General features: G+C 54.2%; 14 protein-coding genes. 5 read left to right on the top strand and 9 right to left on the bottom strand.

Annotation, left to right across the window (positions count from 1 at the left end; translation table 11 throughout):
• The first annotated feature begins 55 nt into the window (after nt 1-55).
• Together J1779_RS16025 and J1779_RS16030 are read left to right on the top strand one after the other, a co-directional pair.
• Entirely contained in the window at nt 56-448 is a 393-nt protein-coding gene (locus J1779_RS16025; protein ID WP_238485180.1) for a polymorphic toxin type 44 domain-containing protein, read from the top strand.
• Nucleotides 426-860: a hypothetical protein gene (locus tag J1779_RS16030; protein WP_217204230.1), complete on the top strand. Its 435-nt coding sequence runs from the start codon at nt 426-428 to the stop codon at nt 858-860. Before J1779_RS16025 ends, J1779_RS16030 begins: the two co-directional genes overlap by 23 nt.
• A 58-nt stretch (nt 861-918) precedes the next feature.
• On the opposite strand, the gene J1779_RS16035 is transcribed toward J1779_RS16030, so the two are convergent.
• The 9 genes from J1779_RS16035 to J1779_RS16075 all read right to left on the bottom strand — a co-directional run bounded on the left by J1779_RS16035 (nt 919) and on the right by J1779_RS16075 (nt 13944).
• Nucleotides 919-1527: a mobile mystery protein B gene (locus tag J1779_RS16035; RefSeq protein ID WP_056775734.1), complete on the bottom strand. Its 609-nt coding sequence runs from the start codon at nt 1525-1527 to the stop codon at nt 919-921.
• On the bottom strand, nt 1527-1991 hold the full coding sequence (locus J1779_RS16040; protein ID WP_217204231.1) for a mobile mystery protein A: 465 nt from the start codon (nt 1989-1991) through the stop codon (nt 1527-1529). Before J1779_RS16040 ends, J1779_RS16035 begins: the two co-directional genes overlap by 1 nt.
• Before the next feature lie 190 nt (nt 1992-2181).
• A complete protein-coding gene (locus tag J1779_RS16045; RefSeq protein ID WP_056775728.1) occupies nt 2182-3195 on the bottom strand; it encodes a family 8 glycosyl hydrolase in 1014 nt (337 codons plus the stop codon).
• A gap of 9 nt (nt 3196-3204) precedes the next feature.
• Nucleotides 3205-3684, bottom strand: a complete 480-nt coding sequence (gene bcsD, locus J1779_RS16050; RefSeq protein WP_056775726.1) for a cellulose biosynthesis protein BcsD — start codon at nt 3682-3684, stop codon at nt 3205-3207.
• Between the two features lie 17 nt (nt 3685-3701).
• A complete protein-coding gene (locus J1779_RS16055) occupies nt 3702-7652 on the bottom strand; it encodes a cellulose biosynthesis protein BcsC (protein WP_217204232.1) in 3951 nt (1316 codons plus the stop codon).
• Nucleotides 7653-7731: 79 nt separating this feature from the next.
• The gene (bcsB, locus tag J1779_RS16060; RefSeq protein ID WP_217204233.1) at nt 7732-10242 is read right to left on the bottom strand and encodes a cellulose biosynthesis cyclic di-GMP-binding regulatory protein BcsB; all 2511 of its coding nucleotides are present in this window, start codon (nt 10240-10242) and stop codon (nt 7732-7734) included.
• On the bottom strand, nt 10239-12338 hold the full coding sequence (bcsA, locus tag J1779_RS16065; protein WP_056775720.1) for a UDP-forming cellulose synthase catalytic subunit: 2100 nt from the start codon (nt 12336-12338) through the stop codon (nt 10239-10241). Before bcsA ends, bcsB begins: the two co-directional genes overlap by 4 nt.
• 29 nt (nt 12339-12367) lie before the next feature.
• Nucleotides 12368-13171 (bottom strand): cellulose biosynthesis protein BcsQ, encoded by an 804-nt coding sequence (gene bcsQ, locus J1779_RS16070; RefSeq protein ID WP_056775717.1) that lies wholly within the window; start codon nt 13169-13171, stop codon nt 12368-12370.
• Nucleotides 13162-13944: a cellulose biosynthesis protein BcsO gene (locus J1779_RS16075; protein WP_217204234.1), complete on the bottom strand. Its 783-nt coding sequence runs from the start codon at nt 13942-13944 to the stop codon at nt 13162-13164. Before J1779_RS16075 ends, bcsQ begins: the two co-directional genes overlap by 10 nt.
• 581 nt (nt 13945-14525) lie before the next feature.
• On the opposite strand from J1779_RS16075, the gene hmsP reads away from it, so the two are divergent.
• The 3 genes from hmsP to J1779_RS16090 all read left to right on the top strand — a co-directional run bounded on the left by hmsP (nt 14526) and on the right by J1779_RS16090 (nt 19858).
• Nucleotides 14526-16508, top strand: a complete 1983-nt coding sequence (gene hmsP, locus J1779_RS16080) for a biofilm formation regulator HmsP (protein ID WP_217204235.1) — start codon at nt 14526-14528, stop codon at nt 16506-16508.
• Nucleotides 16509-16732: 224 nt separating this feature from the next.
• Nucleotides 16733-18025: a dicarboxylate/amino acid:cation symporter gene (locus J1779_RS16085; RefSeq protein ID WP_136375768.1), complete on the top strand. Its 1293-nt coding sequence runs from the start codon at nt 16733-16735 to the stop codon at nt 18023-18025.
• Nucleotides 18026-18352: 327 nt separating this feature from the next.
• Entirely contained in the window at nt 18353-19858 is a 1506-nt protein-coding gene (locus tag J1779_RS16090; protein ID WP_217204236.1) for a M16 family metallopeptidase, read from the top strand.
• Nucleotides 19859-19888: the final 30 nt, after the last annotated feature.

Below are 19888 nucleotides of genomic sequence, written 5' to 3' on the forward strand. Positions count from 1 at the left end.
CGTTGGCTGATGGGCTATTGATATGATGCTTTCACCCTACAATAACAGGACGTTTATGATGGCATCCGTTCCCCTATCCGGACCCGGTTCTCTGGTTATTCAAAATAATATGAGAGAATCAAGGCAGCATGGAACATCGAGAAACATGGCGACAGCAAGTACATATTATTGGTTTTATCAGAAAGTGAGGAACCACGGCCCCTGGGATTATAAAGCGTATGATCCTTACTGGGCGGCCTTCGGGAATTTTAACTTCGGTGCTGCAGGAACAGCAGCAGGTATACCGGCAAATACACTCCTTATGGGCGCAGGGTTTGCGCAAGGACGCGCAGGAACATCGAAACCTGAGTGGGGAAAATGGACTCAAAAGCCGCCATATGGCGATGACCCGACAGATCAGCGCAACATACAAGAAGGGATCGATTATGCCATTCAGAATGGCTATTAAATGGCTGCATCGTGTTGTAACCCTTACCCTGTTACTTCTGGTCATTGGTTTCTGGTGGCTTAGTCATAGCGAAGATGATCCCGCCGGAGATAAATTGCTCCGCACCCAAAAAATCAATGACCATATGTGGTTGTACATGACTGAAAGCCAAAGTGGTGGCGCAACGGTTCCATTCCATTACAGATATTATCTGGCGGGGGAACTGAAGGGTAACAATAGTGACGTTGTTAAGTCGCTGGCGGAAGGTTTTCCGTTTATCTCAGGAAGTGGAACCATTGTTGATATCAGCACCGGTGCGAATAACCGGGTGAATGTTACCTATAGCGGAAACGTTTTGTCGTTAAGCAATGCTGCGAGCTATATCTATAACAGCCACAGCTATACGGCTAATTTTAGCTATCAAATTAATTAAACTGCGATTCATCAAACAGGCCAGTCAGCATTCCCTGACTGGCCTGTTTGATGTAAACCTAGCCAGCAGCAAACCTGATGAGCCGGGTATAATCGCCGCGGTCAGCTTCTCTCAGAGCCACAATGTATTCAGCACGATGTTCGTCAGGGGAGACGAGTTCGCCGCCTGAGCTTCCCCATGAAAAATACCCACTCCCGAGGGCACGACGCAGTATGTCGCAATAAATTCGGGAATGCCTTCCATTTCCATTGGGAAAAGGGTGGATCCATACAATGTCTCTGTGAAGTCTCAGACAGATTTCATCGCGCGGATAGGTGTCGTTTTCAACCCAGTACGCTGCATTATCCAGGGTATCCCTGACACGCATTGAGATCATATAAGGCGGTGTATTCCCGATGTTGACCTCTCTGCGTCTAAGTTGCCCTGCCCATTCCCATGTTTTATCAAACATGTTTCGGTGTAGCTGAAGACAGAAATCCACCGTTAAGATCTGCTGGCAACTCAGCTTCTGACGGCTGAGGCGCGCTAATGCATTCTGAATGTTTGTTTTTTCAAATTGATTCAGGTCTTCCCGGGTAACGATATAATCGGGAAGTAAACCGGCCAGATCATCAGGGCTAAGTTCCGTCGCCCCTTCGGGTAGGCCATCATTGATGGTTTCGCTCATTATTCATCCCAGAAATCCCGAGGCCATTTTTGTAAGAGCTCGCTTTTAAGCTTGTCTTGTGTCGATTTTTGAAAAGCTGATGATGTGGGTTGCTGTTCCAGCGACATATGAATTTCAGTGTACTGAGTCAGGTATTTCGCTTTTTTTTCTGCCTGGTGTTCCCGCAGATTTTCGAGTGTTTGTCCTTGTTTTGGCTGTAAAAAGTATACCAGTTCACAATTCAGACCTTCTGCGACTTTCTCCAGGGTATTAAGGGTCAAAGTACCGTCGATCTCTCCTTTTTCGATCAACGAAATACGCGACTGGCTTAGCCCGCACCTCTCACCCAAAGCGCGAGTGCTCATTCCCAGTGTGGATCTGAGCAACTGCAACCAGCCTTTTTTGGGGCGTTTTACATTTCGCTCTGGCTTCATACTTTTTAAAAGATTATCTACCTGTTTGATTTTTAACTCTTTATCCCACATGAAGAAACCTTCTGATTGTATATTTACAATGAAATTATTGTATTTCAATATTAAATATACAATCAAACAAGATAAAATCAATTGTATATATGCAATTGATTTACGTTTTTTCTATTGCGTATATACAATAAATTTCAACAAAAAAGGCCAGTCAGCATTCCCTGACTGGCCTTTTTGATCTAAACCGCACTTACCCTTTCTGACTCGCCCACCAGCTCAGCAGTTGCAGCGTTGAGGAGTAGTAATCGTCTTTCGGGGCCAGGTTCGGGCTGATCGCACCGGCATTGGCCATGGTGAAGTCGCGGATAGCCAGTAATCCCGGTGACATGTTGTAGCCCGCTTTGGTGCCGGTCATGACGTCAATCCAGGCCGGGGTCGCGGTGCGTGGCGATTTTTGCCACCACAGAATGAACGGTGCCAGCTGCGGGCTGCCCGGATGTGCCCAGCCGAGGTACAGCGGGATACGTATTGCGTCGTAACTGAAGCGGGTCGGCCAGCGGCTGGCGGGTTTCATGCTGCCATCGGCTTGCATATCAACCCAGTCAGTCGGCAGACGGAATTCACCGAAGGCCATTTTGCTGAGCATCGCGGTGCCGCTTTCATCCAGATCTTTCCACACCTTAAGGTGGCTGTGAGCGTAAAACGCTTTCCACGCCGGGAAGATGAAGTAGGACGCATTGACGGTGACGTTGCTGGTTTGATTAAACCCGGTCACGCCCGGCAACATCACTTTGTAACCGGCGTAATCAATCACGTTGTATTTGATCAGCGCCGACTGCAATTTCTCTGAAGCCTTGGTATAGCGCGAATCACTCCATTTATCGCCCGCCAACAGCAGCGCCCAGGCGATAAGCTGGTCACCGTCGGAGGCGTTATTTTTGTCGGCCACGTGGACGCTGTTATTCGGGTCATAGCGCCAGGAGTAAAGGCCAATGTCTTTGCGGTACAGCGTGTTGTTCGCCCATTGCCACAGTTTGTCGAAGGTCGCCTGATCGTCGTTAAAGACGGCCAGCAGCATGCTGAACCCCTGGCCTTCGGTGTGACTGACGTTTTTATTGGCGGTATCAATGATCCGGCCATCAGGCATCAGGAAACGACTCTTGAAAGCTGACCACCCCTGATCCTGCGCCATTACTGCCGTGGTGAATAATGAGAAAACCAGACCGAACCACAGCACCAGGCCGTAGCGTCGAAATGCCAACATAAAAATTCCTTACAAACCATTTTGATAACGGAAGACGAATGCGCCTTCGGGTGTACTTTCCTGCCAGCGCAGCGGAACGTAAGGCTGCCCGCCTTGCGCCTGTAACCATTGTGCATACAGCCCTTCAAACAGCGAAATCAGCGCGATGCGCCACAGTTCGTCGTTCTCGCCCTGAGGCGAAACCGGCCAGGCGATGTGCACCAGCGTGAGCTGCTGCCGGGTGGCTTCAATTTTCACCACGCCCCAGTCAAAGCGGCTGAGAAGGTGATTAATGTTTTCTTCCAGTTCGCCGAGCGTGGCGGAAACCGGTAACGCATGCTGACGCGCCAGATTACCGCCCATCAGCGTGAGAAACCGGCGGCCATCCTCGTCGTCGGCGGAGGCCAGAATACCTGAAAATAGCACCTGCACCAGACTTTGCCAGCCCGGTGTGGTGTGACGCTGGCGGTAATAATCCTGCGCGACCTGAGTATAGTTCTGTTCCTGCATGGTTTTATTCCACCGGTTTAATTTTGGCCCATCAGATAGCGGAAGTAGACCTGCGCTTTGCTTTCGTTGTAATCACCGAAAGTATCGTAGCCAACCTGTCCGCCAATCTGCATGTTCTTGTTCAGATGATAGTTGCCGCCCACGCCCGCATTCCAGCCGATACCATTTTCGGTTTTACCGGAATAGTACGCTTCGGTGCCGTAGCCCGCGGCCACCAGATCTTCCAGCTGTTTCTGCAAGTCCGGGTTGTTCGGGAAGTAGGCGCTCTTATCCTGAGAATAGGACTGATAACCCACAGAGCCGGACAATTTCAAATCCCAGTCGTCATACTTCTGAGTGTATTCCACCGGGAAGGAGACGCTGACGTAGTTCTGCGGGCTGAAGTAACCGCCCTGGCCGTAGCTGTAGTAGCTGAGGTTTTTGTCGAAATCCATGTAACCGACGTTGATGCCGGTTTTCAGCTCGCGGTCATCGTAACGATACGGACGAACGTACAACCCGGCGTTGGCGTTAACCGACTGGTTGCTCTTCACGTTATTACCCAGATAGCTGTAATAACCGGCACCGGCATAGAAACCGGCGTCGCCGTCATCATAGGAAAGATTGACGCTGCCGCCGTTTTTGGTGACCTGGCCCCACTCTTTTCCGCTGTAGTTATCTTTGGTACCGACGTAAGACAGAATACTGTCGGTGATTGCGCGGCGTTCTGCGGTGACCGTCAGCGTGGTGAAGTCGGTCAGTTTTGGTGCCCATTGCACGCCACCGACCAGTGAGTTCAGATCCTGCCCGAGCGGCGTACTGCCCACATCGGCTTTATAGCTGTCACCGGTCAGCGCGGCGTTCACTTCCACGCCGGTGGCACTTTGATTGCCTGCATCCGTCGCGCTATACGTCGTTGGATCTATGCTGTTGATGGTGCCGTAGGCGGCACAGGTTGCCGCATCGCCCCCCGCCGCACACGCCGTACTGAGGTCAGTGGCAGAGATACTTTTTCTCAAATCAGAAAGACTTAATGTGGGATCCAGCCCCGCCGCTGTTGCCGCCGCTGCCACATCTTTTTGTGCAGACTGCGCCTGTGCCAGCGCCCCCTGACCAAATCGGGCATTGGCCGTACCGGCCGGGCTGCCTGCGCTGAGGGAAACCGGCGTAACGCCGATGCTCAGACGCGACGTATCAAACGGCACGAAGGCGAAAGTCATTGGCGCTTTGGCTTCGGTCAGCTGACTGAGGCCGCTTTCGCCGTCACGTCCACGGATCGACATCTCGCCCTGCGCCCAGGTCGCGGTTTTGCCCTGCAAATCGTCGAGCATGTCGTCGATCTGTTTTTCCGTTGCATTACGCTGCACCACGGCGGTTGGCGCAGCACCCGGTACTGGCACCGTGCTGTTAACCGAGGTCTGATCGGTTTGTTGCCACGGCAGTACCGTGCCATAAGTGGACTGGGTGGTGGAACGCGTGGTGCGCGTTGAACGGTTGATGAACGGATTGTCGGAAAGCTGCAATCCGGCGACCTGCGCCGAACCGTCTGCGCCTTCCAGACCGATCATCTTGCCCTTCGCGGAACGCAACAGCGCCATCGCCTGCTGGTGGTCGCCCTGCGCTTCGGCAACGCGGGCAGCCAGTAACAGGCGGTCCGGCGTGCGAGGGCCGGTCAGCCCATTCATCAGTTGCTGCGCGCGCGCCGTATCGCCTTCGCCCAGCGCGATATTGATCGCCCCCACACGGGCATCCTGATTCGGTGTGTCGTTGGTCATCAGGTAGTTGTAGACCTGACCGGCCTGTTTGTTGAGCTTGCCGGACTGATACAGGCGTGCCATTGCCAGCATCAGATCGCGGTTTTGCGGGTCGGCCTGCAGGGCGACGATAAGCTTGTCATAAGCCGCGGCATACTGGCCCTGTTCACGCAGCTGATCGGCCTGAGTGATGACGAAACCGTTGCGCAGATTCGCCAGCGCGGTCGGTGAAGTGCCGGACTGAATCTCCGGATTTTGCAGGAAGGCCTGGGCTTCGTTACTCAGCCCGGCCTGATTCAGCACCGTCACCTGATCGGCGTAATCCCCGGCGTTGCCTTTCACACCGTTGCGCATGTTCTGGCGCACCAGTTGTACCGCCAGCGGAAGCTGCCCGGTGGCGGCCAGATTTTTCGCCAGCGCACCGACGTCAGCCGGCGCGGAAGGCGGATTCTGCGCCAGTGCGCGTAAGGTGTTGGCGGCGGCCGCGCTGTTGCCCTGTTGCAGATAGTTCTCCGCATCGGCCATTTGCGCATTGAAGTTGGCGCGTTGTGCCAGTTCACGCATACCCTGATTCTGACTGCCACGCGGAATGCGCGAGAGCAGGGCGCTGGCGGTGGACCAGTTTTTGGTTTCGGAGGCAAATAAGGCGGCCGCGTAGAGATCGGCTGAAGACGCGCCCGGACGCGAAGACGGCGCCATGATGGATTGCGCCTGCGCGGTTTGCCCCTGCGATTGCAGGATGCGCGCCATATCCAGTTTCACCCAGACGTTTGACGGCTGACGTTCCTGCGCCTGCTGAAGTAAATTCAGCGCCCGTTGCGGATCGTTATTCGCCACGGCCTGCGCCGCCTGACGGCGTAACGGCTCGATGACATCCGCCACTTTCGGCGGATTCATTTTGTTCTGAATATCCGCAGGCAGCGTTTTCAATACTTCGCTGGCTTCGGCAGATTTGTTCTGCTGACGCAGCACGTAGAACAGCCCGGCGCGGGCATCGGCATTGTCGCCAAGCGCGCTGTATTGCTGCTCGGCACCGGCCAGATCGCCTTTACGGCGCAGAATGTCGGCGCGCAGCAAACCGGCTGACTGACCTTTCTCGCCACCGACCTGGGTCAGCGGCGTGACCGCCGCCAGTGCGGCGTCGTAACTGCCGGAACCGGCTGCGTCTTTGGCTTTCGCCAGCTGGGCATAAAATGCCGAGTCCTGCGCCTGATTGCTCAGCTGTGCGCTGTTCGGCCCGCCCTGTGCGGCGGCTTTGCTAAGGTATTGCGAGGCAGCTTCGAAATCACCGCTGCGCTGCGCGATATACCCCAGACCGGCCAGCGCGTCGGCGTCGTTCGGATCGCCTGCCAGCACGCTTTCGAACTTGGCTTTGGCATCGGTGACGTTGCCGCTGTTGAGCGCAGTAAAGCCCTGACCTTTGGCTGCGCCGCCGATATTTTTCTGGAAGTAGGCCATCACGCCGGTGTCATTGGGGTGACGCGCCTGATAGCCCTGATACAGGTCGCGATCGCTTTCCTGCGGCGCCATCCACAACAATGCCTGACGCAGTGACCGGTCGGCATCGCTGTTACTGCCCGCCAGCGTGCTCAGCAGTTTGATGCCATCGCGGCGCGACGATTCCTGATAAGTCAGCACTTTACCCAGCGCCAGGCGCGCCTGAGTATCGTCCGGGCGTGAGGCCACGCGCTGCTGTAATCCCTGAATCGCCTGCGACTGGAGCGACTTATCGCCCGCCATGGTCAGGTAATATTCGGTCGCCAGACTGTCTAGCGGCTGATTGCCGTTGAAGATGGTGCGGTAGGCCGAAAGTGAACCGCTGACGTTGCCCTGCGCGGCCATCTGGCGGGCAGAGGCGAGCTGCGCCGGAGGAATCGACTGCATGGCTTTGGCGCTGTTGAGCGAGGCCAGACGCGGATCGTCCGGTGAGGCAGCCGAGAGTTTTTCGCGCCATTGGTTCGCCGCCGTTTTGTCACCGCTCTGCATGGAATACAGCGACATCAGGTACAGCGCCTGTGCGTTGTTCGGCTCGACCAGCAGCACTTTCTGCAAGGCGTCTTTTGCCAGATCGTCATGGGCGCGTTCGTGCCAGTAAGCGGCCTGATCAAACAGCGCTTTCATGGCCGGATTGGTGGTGTCCGCCGCCAATGTGGCGGCGCTAAAACTTACGGCTCCGGCGATCCCTACCAGATAAATAGCCCTGATCACCGCCAGGGACAGTTTATGTTTTTTCATTTTCCAGCTCCGGTAATCGCCAGGTTATAGCCGGGAGTAACGGCCACCTTCATTGTTCTTTTTCTTCGTTCGAGGCTTTTCATTTTTGACCCAGACGTTTGGCCGCGTGCCCGCGCAGAACGACGAACAGGCTCAGGCCCACCACCAGCGAAACCAGCGTGGCAATCAGCGACAGGATCACGATGTGCGTGCTGGCGTACCAGAGCACCATCATGTACCACGGCATTTGTCCGGTCGGGAATTGCTGGCCGACCGAGAAGCTGCGGATGCCGTTTTCATCGGTGATGATCGCCAGATCGCCACGCACGTTGGCGTTGATTTGTGGCGATTTGAGATCGTTGTGAATTTTCAGCAGCTGCTGATCGTCAGTTCCCGTGGCGACCACCACGACGTGATCGTTTGACCAGCGGGAGCGGAAGCTGACAAAGCCGCGCCAGGCGCCGGTTGACGACAGATAACGGTCGGCATCCACCGGCTGGCGGTACCAGTCGCCGGTTAGCCAGGCCACCATGCGCTGCACCTGCGTCGGTGTTTTTACGCCCATCGAGTTCGCGTTTACGCCAAAGGGAGAATCGGCCAGCAGCTGCTGCGTGAAGGCGGCGTCGCCCAGCGTTGTGACAGCCAGAATATCGCGGTCAAACAGCGGGTTTCCCTGTTCATCACCCGACAGGCCAAAGGCAACCTGCACATGGCTCACCGGCACGCCGGTGGCTTTCCCTGCGCGCGCGGCGAGGTTCAGCAAGGTGTGAATTTCATCAGCGCTCGGTTGCGGTGGCAGCAACATCAGCGTGTCCGAGAAATCAGCCAGTTTGGAATACGGATAAGAAGCCCCCACGAAATACGACAGGTTCGGCAACTGTGCGAAATGGTAACTTCCGCTCAGGTCGATGAAGGATTTCGGATCGATGCGGCTCTTGATGTTGTCGCTGGTCAGAATGCTGCACGGCGCGTCTTTTTTCGGTTTGATGTCGAAATAGAACTGCAACTGGTTGTCGCCGTAAATCAGGTACGGCGCGAGCTGCATGGTGTAGCGTTCCTGCCGACTGTCACCGCCGAGGCGACGCCAGAGGTTTTCCACCAGACCGACTTTGTTGACGGTCAGGCTGCGCAGGAAGTTGCTGTTGATGGACACATTGAGCCGCGAGGTATCTTCATCGATCCAGTTTTCGGTCGGGAAGCGGTAATCAATGCGCACCGGGATATTGTGTCCGTCCCACATGAACAGATCCGGCGCAGCGCGGAACGCAACCTGAATACCATCGTGATAAATGCCGTTAGAAATCAGTGAATCCGGATCTTTACCCGCCAGTTCGCCCAGCGTGACCGGGCGCGAGGTGTCTATCCAGCGTGGCGCATCGTAAGGTTTGCTCGACGGAATAGTTTGCTGCGCGACGTCCAGATGATCGGTGTTGTTCGGCATACCGCCGCTTATCAGACGGTAAGCCGCCTGGCGCAGCTGATTATCATCATTGCCCAGCACCAGCAGCAGTTTGTAGACCGGATTTATCGGGTTATCGATGATTTGAATCGATGCACCACTGCTGGACGGCAGGGTGAGCGAACCGATTTTGTCCCCCGGTTTGCCAAACAGAATGCCGTTCTGATCGGGCAAATCGTTCAGGATCACCGGAAAATCCACGTCGCGATAATCGGATAACATGCCGAGATACGAAGACACCATCGCCGCTGCGCTGACATCTCCCGGTTTCATCGCCGAGGAGAAGCCCATGGTGATTTTAGATTCCTGCATTTGCAGGCTGTCGAAGAACGGGCGCGGGAAATTGCCCAGATTGCGGCCAATGTTCAGTTGCTGACCTTCCAGACCAATGCTGGTGGTAGGCAAAATCGTGACCCAATATTTGTCCGACTGATCTTTCTCGCAGGTCATGGTGTTGCTGTCATGCACGCGAAAGCTCAGATTGTTGCTCGATACCACCATCGCTGACGGGATATCCAGTTCGTAGACATCGCCGCCGTTACTGCTCTGGTTGAGCGGCAGATTGCCCAGCGGCTGGCCGTTGAGCATCAGCTCCAGCGTAGTATCGCGGGCGATAAGCGCAGGAGAAATTTTCAGTGCCAGCGAAAGATGGGCGTTGGTCACCACCTCATCCGCAGGCAGGGTGAAGAGAATACCCGACTGTAACTGGCCGCCGCTGAGGGTCAGGCCGTTTGGCTGGCCCATTTCGGCGACGGTCACGTTGCTGGTGACCGGCTGAACCAGCGGGATCACCGGGGCAGGCGCGGCGGCAGGATCGGCAGCCACAGCCGCAGCATTTGCCGACTCGCTGTTGTTGACCGGCGTGGTGTCGGTCTGGGGCGCATATTCTGAGGGCACCGGCTGAGCCACTGGCGGCGTGGCGGTGTCTGCGGGTGCCGTTTGTTCTGGCATTACCGGCGCCGGGGGCAGCCACGAAGGGGCGGCAGGCAAACTGGTTGCCGGATCAACCGCCGCAGCGGGAGCGTCTTCTGCATGGGTAAACGGCAGGCTGCTGAAGGTCAGCAGCAGGCCGGTGGTGATTTTTCTGAAAAGGGACGTGCCAGGCACCGCAGACAAACGGCGTTTACTCATCGGTTTACGAGGTCGGTTCATGCTGCTTCACTCTTGCTGGTGGTTTCAGCGGGTGTATTTTTGCCGCGGCGTTCTTTCCAGGTGTTGTAGAACAATTCAAATACGCAGCGGATGATGCTGAGCAGCGATTTGAACGGGTTGTCTGGCGGGTATTCTTCACCAATCCAGGCATCCGCACGGCAGAGAACCACACGCACCAGTTCGCGGCGTTTAGACAGCGGCAGGTTTTCAAATTGCAGACGAATGCGCTCTTTGTTGCCGCTGATCTGCGTGACCGGGAAACTCTCCGCGCCAGATGAAAGCTGAATTTCCACTTCTTCAATTTCTTCTTCCAGATAACGCACATCCGGCGTCACCAGCTGCACGCCACCCATCGACATATCAATGGTGGTGGTGCGCAGAGAAATGCCATTGGCGTAATGAATGATGGCCGGGATCGCCACATCAATACGGATGGTTTTACGCACCTGACGGGTTTCTTTCGCGACGGCAATCGCCGCCAGCAGGATCAGAACGCTGAAGCTGCCCCACGCCACGTTCAGGGCGATAACGTTCGGATCGATGGCAAAGTAGTTGTGGAATACCGCGCGCACCAGCCCGTAACCGATGCCGATAATCATCAGAATGGCGACGATCAGGTGAGGTTTGACGATGTTGAAGTCAAAGAAGCCGACGTCCAGTAAACCGCCTTTGTCGGTGACGTTAAACTTGCCGCGTTTTGGCGCGAACATGGTCACCAGCGTTGGCAGGATCAGGTGGAACGCCATCACGGTTTCGTAAATTTCACCCCAGAAGGTATAGCGGAAACGGCCATTCATGCGGGAGTTGATGTACAACGACATCACCAGATGCGGCAGCGCATAAGCAAAAATCAGGCTGGCGGATGAGGAGATGATGTTCAGGTTGAACAGCAGGAACGCCAGCGGCGCGGTCAGGAACACCACGCGCGGCAGGCCAAACTGGAAGTGCAGCATGGCGTTCAGGTAGCACAGACGCTGCTGCCATTTCAGACCACGGCCAAACAACGGGTTATCGACGCGGAAAATCTGCGTCATACCGCGCGCCCAGCGGGTACGCTGAATGACGTGCAGGCCGAGGCGTTCTGTTGCCAGACCCGCCGCCAGCGGGATATCGAGAAACGCGGTGTTCCAGCCACGACGCTGCATTTTCAGCGCTGAGTGCGCATCTTCGGTGACGGTTTCCACCGCAAAGCCGCCGACTTCTTCCAGCGCCACGCGGCGGATCACGGCACAGGAACCGCAGAAGAACGTCGCGTTCCAGTTATCGTTACCTTGCTGAACCGGGCCGTAGAACAGCGCACCTTCGTTTGGCATGGTGCGGCCAGCGGACAGGTTACGTTCGAACGGATCCGGTGAATAGAAGTAGTGCGGCGTCTGGATCAGGGCCAGACGCGGGTCTTTCAGGAAGCTGCCGACGGTGGCCTGTAAAAAGGCGCGAGTCGCAACGTGGTCGCAATCGAATACGCAAATCAGCTCGCCCTTGGTGAGTTTCATTGCGTGATTCAGGTTACCGGCTTTTGCATGGGCGTTATTATCGCGGGTGATATATCCCACGCCTGCATCGGCGGAGAACACCGCAAATTCGTCGCGCTTGCCGTCATCCAGAACGTATATTTTGATTTTGTCTTTTGGATAATCGATGCACTGCGCCGCCAGAACGGTATCACGCACCACGTCCAGACTTTCGTTATACGAGGGAATATACACATCCACCGTTGGCCACAATGTAGTGTCATCCGGCAAAGGTTCGATGGTGCGTTTCAGTGGCCAGGTGGTTTGCAGATAACCCAGTAACAGAATAAGCCAGACATACAGCTCGGCGAGGAATAAGCCGATGCCTAAAATAGCTTCAATGGTGGAATTGAAATGCAGTGTTTCTGTGGCGCGCCAGTAAATATATCGCGTGGACATCATGACTGACATGATGACCATGACCACACTTATCCGGCGGCTTTTACTGATGCCCAGTAAAAATAAAAGACCAATACTGATCAGCCCGAAGATGTACTGCTTCTGGCTGTCCATTGGCGTGATGACGATAACTGCTGCCACCGGCAGCAGCAGAAGCACAAGCAGGGAAAACAGGAATTTATTCATCGCTTTGGGATCGCTGTTATCAGTGACAGTTAATAACTGCCGGTTTTAGGCGCGGCGTGTAATTCACCATCACCGACTTTAATCCCTAAAATGGCGGCGACTTTTTTGCTGATCAGTTCAATATCAAACGCGGACGCTGATACCGGACTGAAATCAATAATAGATCGCTGAGAGGCATTCGCCTCCGGCACACATTCATCCCTGTGTATTGTGCCTAATAATCTTTCATTTAAACGCTGTTCGAAAAATTGCGTGACATCGCGGCTTAATGTCCGGCGCGTGTCACTTTGATTCACAACGTAATATTCCCCTTTCTTATTATTCAGCGGGGTGCCTATTAATTTGTTCTTTTCCATTAACGGCAGTAAAGACAATGACGCCGTATCTGCCAGCATGACCACAACATGTAAATCAGCAATGCTCTGCACGGCTTTTAATGCCGGGCTCGGGCCGGGAGGGAAATCCGCAATAATAATTAACCCCGGATAATTCAGGACGGTATTTAATCCACGCGGTAAAAAATGCGGATCGCTGGCTAACTGATGTTCAAACTCCAGCCGCTGATCTTCGCTCACTTCGCCATAGGGCAGCACAAACGTGTTCGACCCGGCTTTGAGAATAAACTGGCTCCAGTCGGATTCATTGCCTGACCCGGCGACAAAACCGCGGGTATCGGAAATAGGCACACCAAAATGGAGGCGCAGGGCATTCTGCACATCAAAATCGATGACCAGTACTTTGCTGCCGCTGCGGGCAAGCGAATAGGCCAGGTTGGAGGCCACCGTGGTTTTTCCAACCCCACCTTTCGGTGAACAAACGCAAACTAACGGCATGAGGCAATCATCTCTAACAAAGGTTGAAGCGGTGTGTCGCGATGCAGATAAGCGCCGGCAGGCTGAGGCGCCCGCTGTTTAAACATCTGTTTAAAACGCTGATCGGTATCGGCAGACGCCGCAGATGCGGGCACCACGTGCGCGGGTGCCGGGCTCTGTAATGGGGTTGAATGGATTACCGGTGCAGGCTGATACACCGGCGCTGCGGGTGCGGGCGCTGCGCTGGCCGGGGGCGCGGGTGGCTGACGCGGCGCTTGCGGCATGGCTTTGCGCAGGGAGTCGAGCAAACCTGAACCGTTGTCCGGTATCACAGACTGCGCGTGCAGGGCCGGAGTCGAATGAACCGGGGGAGAATGCGGAGCCTGTGCTGGCGCGGGTGCCGGATGTTCAGGCACGGGCGGCAGAGTTTCACGCAGGGCATCGAGCAAACCAAAGCCCGCCGCCGGAGGATGGACTTCTGAAGACATGGGGCCGGCGTGTTCAGGCGCAGCGGTATCAGTCTGCGGCTGCGAATGCTGGGCTTGCAGCGCTTCCTGCGCCGACTGTGGCGAGAATTCATCAGCAGAAATGGACTGTGGCGTGGGCTGCGTCGAGCGCCCGTTATCTAAGGGGCCACCCGGCGTCTGGCTGGCAGAAACCTGCTTGATCAAGGTCCATTGATTCATCGAACCGGTAATTGATTCCCCGGTCGATTTATCATTTAGCTCTTTGTAATCAAGCTGTTTAAGGTTGGTCTTATCCATAAAACGCTTAATGTCGTCATATTTGTTCATATATCCCGCCCGGTAGGATTATATTTTTGTGGGAATTATCTGGACGTCAAAGCGGCCAAGCAAGAAACGCTGTCAACCAAGCGAGAACTGCTAATAAAGAGTGTAAAAGGTTTAATTTTTTTGAAGTTTTTTTTGAGGATAAGATTAATCTTAATATATCAGTTCTTGTACAGCATGGAGCACTTTTTACAAAAATTAGGAATAGCACCATAAAAAACAATACCCTTATAACTGGCTGTCACAAAAGGTTTTTTGTTTTTTTTATCTGATTTTTTATCTTATGTGAGAGTAAACGGTTGCATTTTGTGTGATGTGCAGCACAGAGATTGCATCAGGGACATTAAACTCAGAATTTTAATAACACCACTAATCATCGGGTTAATGCAGAGTGTCGGTTTTTCGTCAGTAAAATAACATAAAGTATTTCTGTGATAATTTCAGAGGTGCAAACACATTGTTTTTTATAGCCTAACGGCCCTGTTTTGCCTCGAAATAACACGATATAAGGTATACTGCGCTCTAATAGTGTTCCTGATAAGTAGAACGGAGCAAAACAGGTCGGCGGTTGATGGAGAACTAAGTTGCGGGTCAGGCGTTCATTAACAATCAAGCAGATGGCAGCCGTGTCGAGTGTGGCTGCGATAACTATTTGTATTTTCATCATTATCCAGTTGTTCCACTTTGTGCAACAACGGAGGGATGATTACGCCCAGCAGCTTGAAAATATCGCCCATTCTGTCCGCGAACCGCTGTCCCAGGCGGTCCTGGACGTTGATCTGGATGAAACTCAGGAGATCCTGAACACACTGCAACCCGTCGGTATTCTCAGCCGTGCGGATGTGGTGATGCCCAATGAAATCGCAGCGCTGCACACCCATTTTCCGCCAGGCCGCCCGGTGCCGCAGTGGGTGTCCCGGGGATTCAATCTGCCCGTCACGATTTCCGTTCCTCTTTATTCCGCCGCGGCCAGCCCGAAAGACCCGAAACCCCTGGCGTACCTGGTCGTGCAGGCTGACTCCTACCGGATGTACCAGTTTATCGTCAGCGCGCTGTCCACCATGCTGACGACGTATCTGCTGCTGGCGCTGATCCTGACCATTTCCCTCAGCTGGATCATTAACCGGCTGATTGTCAAACCGGTACGCACTATCGCCCGCGAGCTGGAATCCCTGCCGGAAGGCGATGTGCCGTATCATCAGCTGACCATGCCTGCGCTTCACGAAGATGATGAAATCGGCATGCTGGTGCGCAGTTACAACCGCAATCAGCAGCACATGCAAAAATTGCAGCAAGAGATCAGCGATGCGCAGCCTCCCGCACAAGACTGCATCAGTAATGAAGAGCAGTTTATGTCGCGGCTGCAACACCGGTTGCACTCCACCGAGCCGGAAAAAGGGTTTCATCTGTTAATGATAGGTATCGAAAGCCTGCGTGATGACGGCCACGTCGATTGCCCGCTGGTGAGATCCATCATTGATGCGCTGCCCGAGCACTGCTTACTGGCGCGCCTGAGCTATAACGAATTTGCTTTGCTGGCCGGGGACATTGTCCGGCCATTTATGGCGATGCGTCTCGCCCGTCATATTATGGAACGCATCAATGCACCGCAGGAAAGCGATGCAGGCAATATGTCGCTGCATCCGACGGGCAGTATCGGCATCGTTCAATATACCGGCGAATTCCCGGCCACGGCGCAGCAGTTGATGGTCAATGCGCGGGCGGCACGGGTGTCGGCTTATCGGCAGGGTAAGAATCAAATTCTGTTCTTTGAGCCGGAGTTAACGGCAAAGATTCAGAAACGTTTGTTGCAGGAAAACGACATTCTGCACGCCATGGAGCAGAACGATTTCACGCTGTTTATCCAGCCGCAGGTAAATATGCGTACCCGCGCGGTGGTCGGTGCTGAAGCGCTGCTGCGCCGGAAAATGGCCGACGGCAGTTACGGGCTGGAAAGCGATTTCATTGTGCTTGCCGAAGAAATCGGCGTGATGAGCATGCTGGGCTACAAAATTCTTGAACTGGGCTGCGGTATCCTCGCTGACTGGCAGCGGCGGGGGATTGATTTGCCCCTGTCAGTGAATCTCTCCGGTGTTCAGGTGCAGCAACGCAATTTCCTGCCGGAACTGCGCAGTTTACTGAGCCGCTACAAAATCAATCCGGGGCAGCTGGTGCTGGAAATCACCGAAACTGCGCGTATCGACGACCTTGATCGCGCACTGCTGCTACTGGGCGAACTGCGCGCCGTAGGGGTGTCGATTGAACTGGATGATTTCGGCCTCGGCTATTCAGGCCTCGAATACCTTAACCGCCTGCGTTCGCTGCCTATTGATGTCATTAAAATCGACCGCAGCTTTGTCGGCGCTCTGCCGCAGGACGATGTGATGGTCAATATTGTGGCCTCGATCGCCCGCGCGATGAACATCCAGCTGGTGGCTGAAGGTGTCGAGAATGAAGCGCAACGCCAGTGGTTACTTGAGCAAAACATTCTGTTAGGTCAGGGGTATTTATTCTCCGCGCCACTGTCGAAAGACGCCTTCGAACTGAAATTCTGCCAGCCTGACTGACCCTTCTGAAGACAGGAAACCCGTTCCTGTCTGTCATTTTATCTGCTTTTTTTACTTACTCTCCGTCGGCTGAATGCTTTCAGCTCTGGTTTTTCATGACCCGTCTTTTCCGGAGGAAACAATATATTTCCATGATGTTGTGATGGTGTTATTTTTCGGCAGTCGCTCATTATCTGTACCCCTACAAAACAAAGGGCGACACTCTCACATCAGGATGGCGATTCATGAAAAAATCTATCTTCAAAAGCCTGTATTTCCAGGTGCTTATGGCAATAACCCTGGGTGTCATGCTGGGTCATTTCTACCCTGACCTCGGCGCTCAAATGAAACCATTAGGTGATGGTTTTGTTAAGTTAATCAAGATGATCATCGCTCCGGTGATTTTCTGTACGGTGGTTACCGGCATCGCAGGCATGGAGAGCATGAAAGCGGTTGGCCGTACCGGTGCGATTGCACTGCTGTATTTCGAAATTGTCAGCACGCTGGCGCTGATTATCGGGCTGGTCATCGTGAATATCGTCCAGCCGGGCGCGGGGATGAACGTTGATCCTGCGGCTCTGGATGCCAAAGCGGTGGCAGTCTATGCCGAACAGGCACAAAGTCAGGGCATCATTCCTTTCCTGCTTGATGTGATCCCTTCCAGCGTGATTGGTGCGTTTGCCAGCGGGAATATCCTGCAGGTGCTGTTGTTTGCCGTGCTGTTTGGTTTTGCGCTGCACCGTCTGGGCCATAAAGGACAGCTGATTTTCAACGTAATCGACAGCTTCTCGCAGGTCATCTTCGGCATCATCAACATGATCATGCGCCTGGCTCCGCTGGGGGCTTTCGGTGCGATGGCGTTCACCATCGGTAAATACGGCGTGGGTTCTCTGGTGCAACTCGGCCAGCTGATCATCTGTTTCTACCTGACCTGCGTCTTGTTCGTGGTAGTGGTGCTCGGGCTAATCGCACGCTTCACCGGCTTTAGTATCTTCAAGTTTGTTAACTACATTAAAGAAGAGTTGCTGATCGTTCTGGGTACGTCATCTTCCGAGTCTGCGCTGCCGCGTATGCTGGATAAGATGGAGCGTCTGGGATGCAAGAAATCGGTGGTCGGGCTGGTGATCCCAACGGGGTATTCCTTCAACCTTGACGGCACCTCGATTTACCTGACCATGGCGGCGGTTTTCATCGCGCAGGCCACCAATACACATATGGATATCTGGCATCAGATTACCCTGATTGTGGTGCTGCTGTTGTCCTCCAAAGGGGCGGCGGGCGTGACCGGCAGTGGCTTCATCGTTCTGGCGGCAACCCTGTCGGCAGTCGGACATTTACCGGTTGCAGGTCTGGCGCTGATTTTAGGCATTGACCGCTTTATGTCGGAGGCGCGTGCGCTCACCAACCTGGTGGGTAACGGCGTGGCGACGATTGTGGTTGCGAAGTGGTGCGGACAGCTCGATGAAGGCCAGCTGAAAGCCACATTGAACGGTCAGAAGGGCCTGACGGAAGCGGAAAAGTCAGTTTCCGGTGCCTGATTGTTTCTGAATAATGGTGGATATGTGGGCATAAAACCCGCGTAAGCTTCCAAAAAAAGCATTTATTCGGCGTCATCTCCCCTAATATCCACCGGTTGCTTGATGTAACCGGTGGATTATCTTCATAATATGCCCCTCTTGTGCCGTCACCGGCGCTATTTCCGAGAATATTTTTGACGGATGCGCGACTTTGAGAAAAACCCGCGGTCTAACGAAGAGCTTTATTTTTTCGGGCTTTATTTTACGCATTCAGTTCCTGTGGGCCCGTCATCAGACACCGGCAGGACAGCACTCTGAAAATTGGATTGTCATTACGTAGGGGTTCACATGCAGGGCACCAAAATCCGTTTACTCATTGGTGGATTGCTGCTGGCAGCAGCCGCAAGTCATGTGCAGGCAGAAACATTACAACCCGACCCGGCCTGGCAGCAGGGCAAGTTAGAAAACGGGTTCACCTGGCAGCTTCTGACTACACCACAACGTCCGAGCGATCGTATTGAATTACGCCTGGTGGTTCGCACCGGGTCACTGGCAGAGTCAGCACAACAGTCTGGCTACACGCATTTCCTTCCTCGTCTGGCGTTAATGCATAGCGAAGGATTCAGCACGGCCCAACTCCAGTCTCTCTGGCAGCAGAGCATTAACCCGCAACGGCCATTGCCGCCGGCGGTCAGCTCGTACGATTTCACCATGTACAACCTGAGTCTTCCCAATAACCGCCCGGACCTGCTGAAAGACGCATTGAACTGGCTGGCGAACACTGTAGGGAAAGTCTCCGTGACACCCGAACTGGTGAGCGCCGCGCGTCAGGAGTCGCGGGATCCGGTGGGGTCGCTGCCGCAAAATACCCAGGACGCCTTCTGGCGTGCTCGTATCACCGGCTCCACTCTGGTCGGGCATAATCCGGATCAGCTGCCGACCAAACCCATCAATATAGACTCCCTCATCAAGTTTTATCATCAGTGGTATACGCCAGATGTGATGACATTATTCGTTGTCGGTAACGTGGATGGCCGCGGGCTCAGCGAACAAATTAACCGGACCTTCTCACCGCTCAAAGGCAGCCGCCAGACGCCGCAAACGTTGCCGACGCTGTCTGAAGTGACCATGAAATCCATGACATTGATGGACGACAATCTGACGCAAGATCGTTTGTCATTAATGTGGGACAGCGCGTGGCAGCCGATTCAGGATTCTCAGGCGCTGGCGTCTTACTGGCGCAGTGATTTGGCGCGTGAAGCCTTGTTCTGGCATTTACAGGAAGCGCTGAAATCCTCTTTCGAGAATAAGAAAGACGCAGCCACACCGGGGCCGGGCTTAGGCTTTGACTGTAACGTGCAGTTCCAGCGTGCGCAGTGCGCCATTCGTATTGAAGCACCGCAGGCCAAACTTGCGGAGTTGTTTAAACGTCTTTCCGATGAGTTGCTGGTGGTGCGTGATAAAGGCATCTCACAATCTGAATTCGATGCGCTGATTGCCCAGAAAAAAGATCAGCTGAGCAAGCTGTTCGCCACCTATGCCCGCACGGACACCGACGTACTGATGAGTCAGCGCCTGCGTTCACAGCAAAACGGTGTTGTAGACATCGCGCCGGAGCAATATCAGCAATTGCGTCAGGAATTCCTCTCAACGCTGACCTTACCGGTAATGAATCAGGAGCTTAAACAGCAACTGTCGCGTGAGCCGGCATTAGTCTTGGCACAGCCGAAAGGTGAACCGGAGGTCAATGCCGGGGAACTGAGGGCGATTTATGACAAGATTATGGCGCCAGCAGAAGCCAGCCCGGCGGGTGAGGCTGCCGTCGCTGAGACACCGGTAGCAGCGGCGCAATAAGGGTTGTCCCTTATTGATCTTTTTACACAT

This window comes from Rahnella rivi (assembly GCF_019049655.1).
Classification (GTDB): Bacteria; Pseudomonadota; Gammaproteobacteria; order Enterobacterales; family Enterobacteriaceae; genus Rahnella; species Rahnella rivi.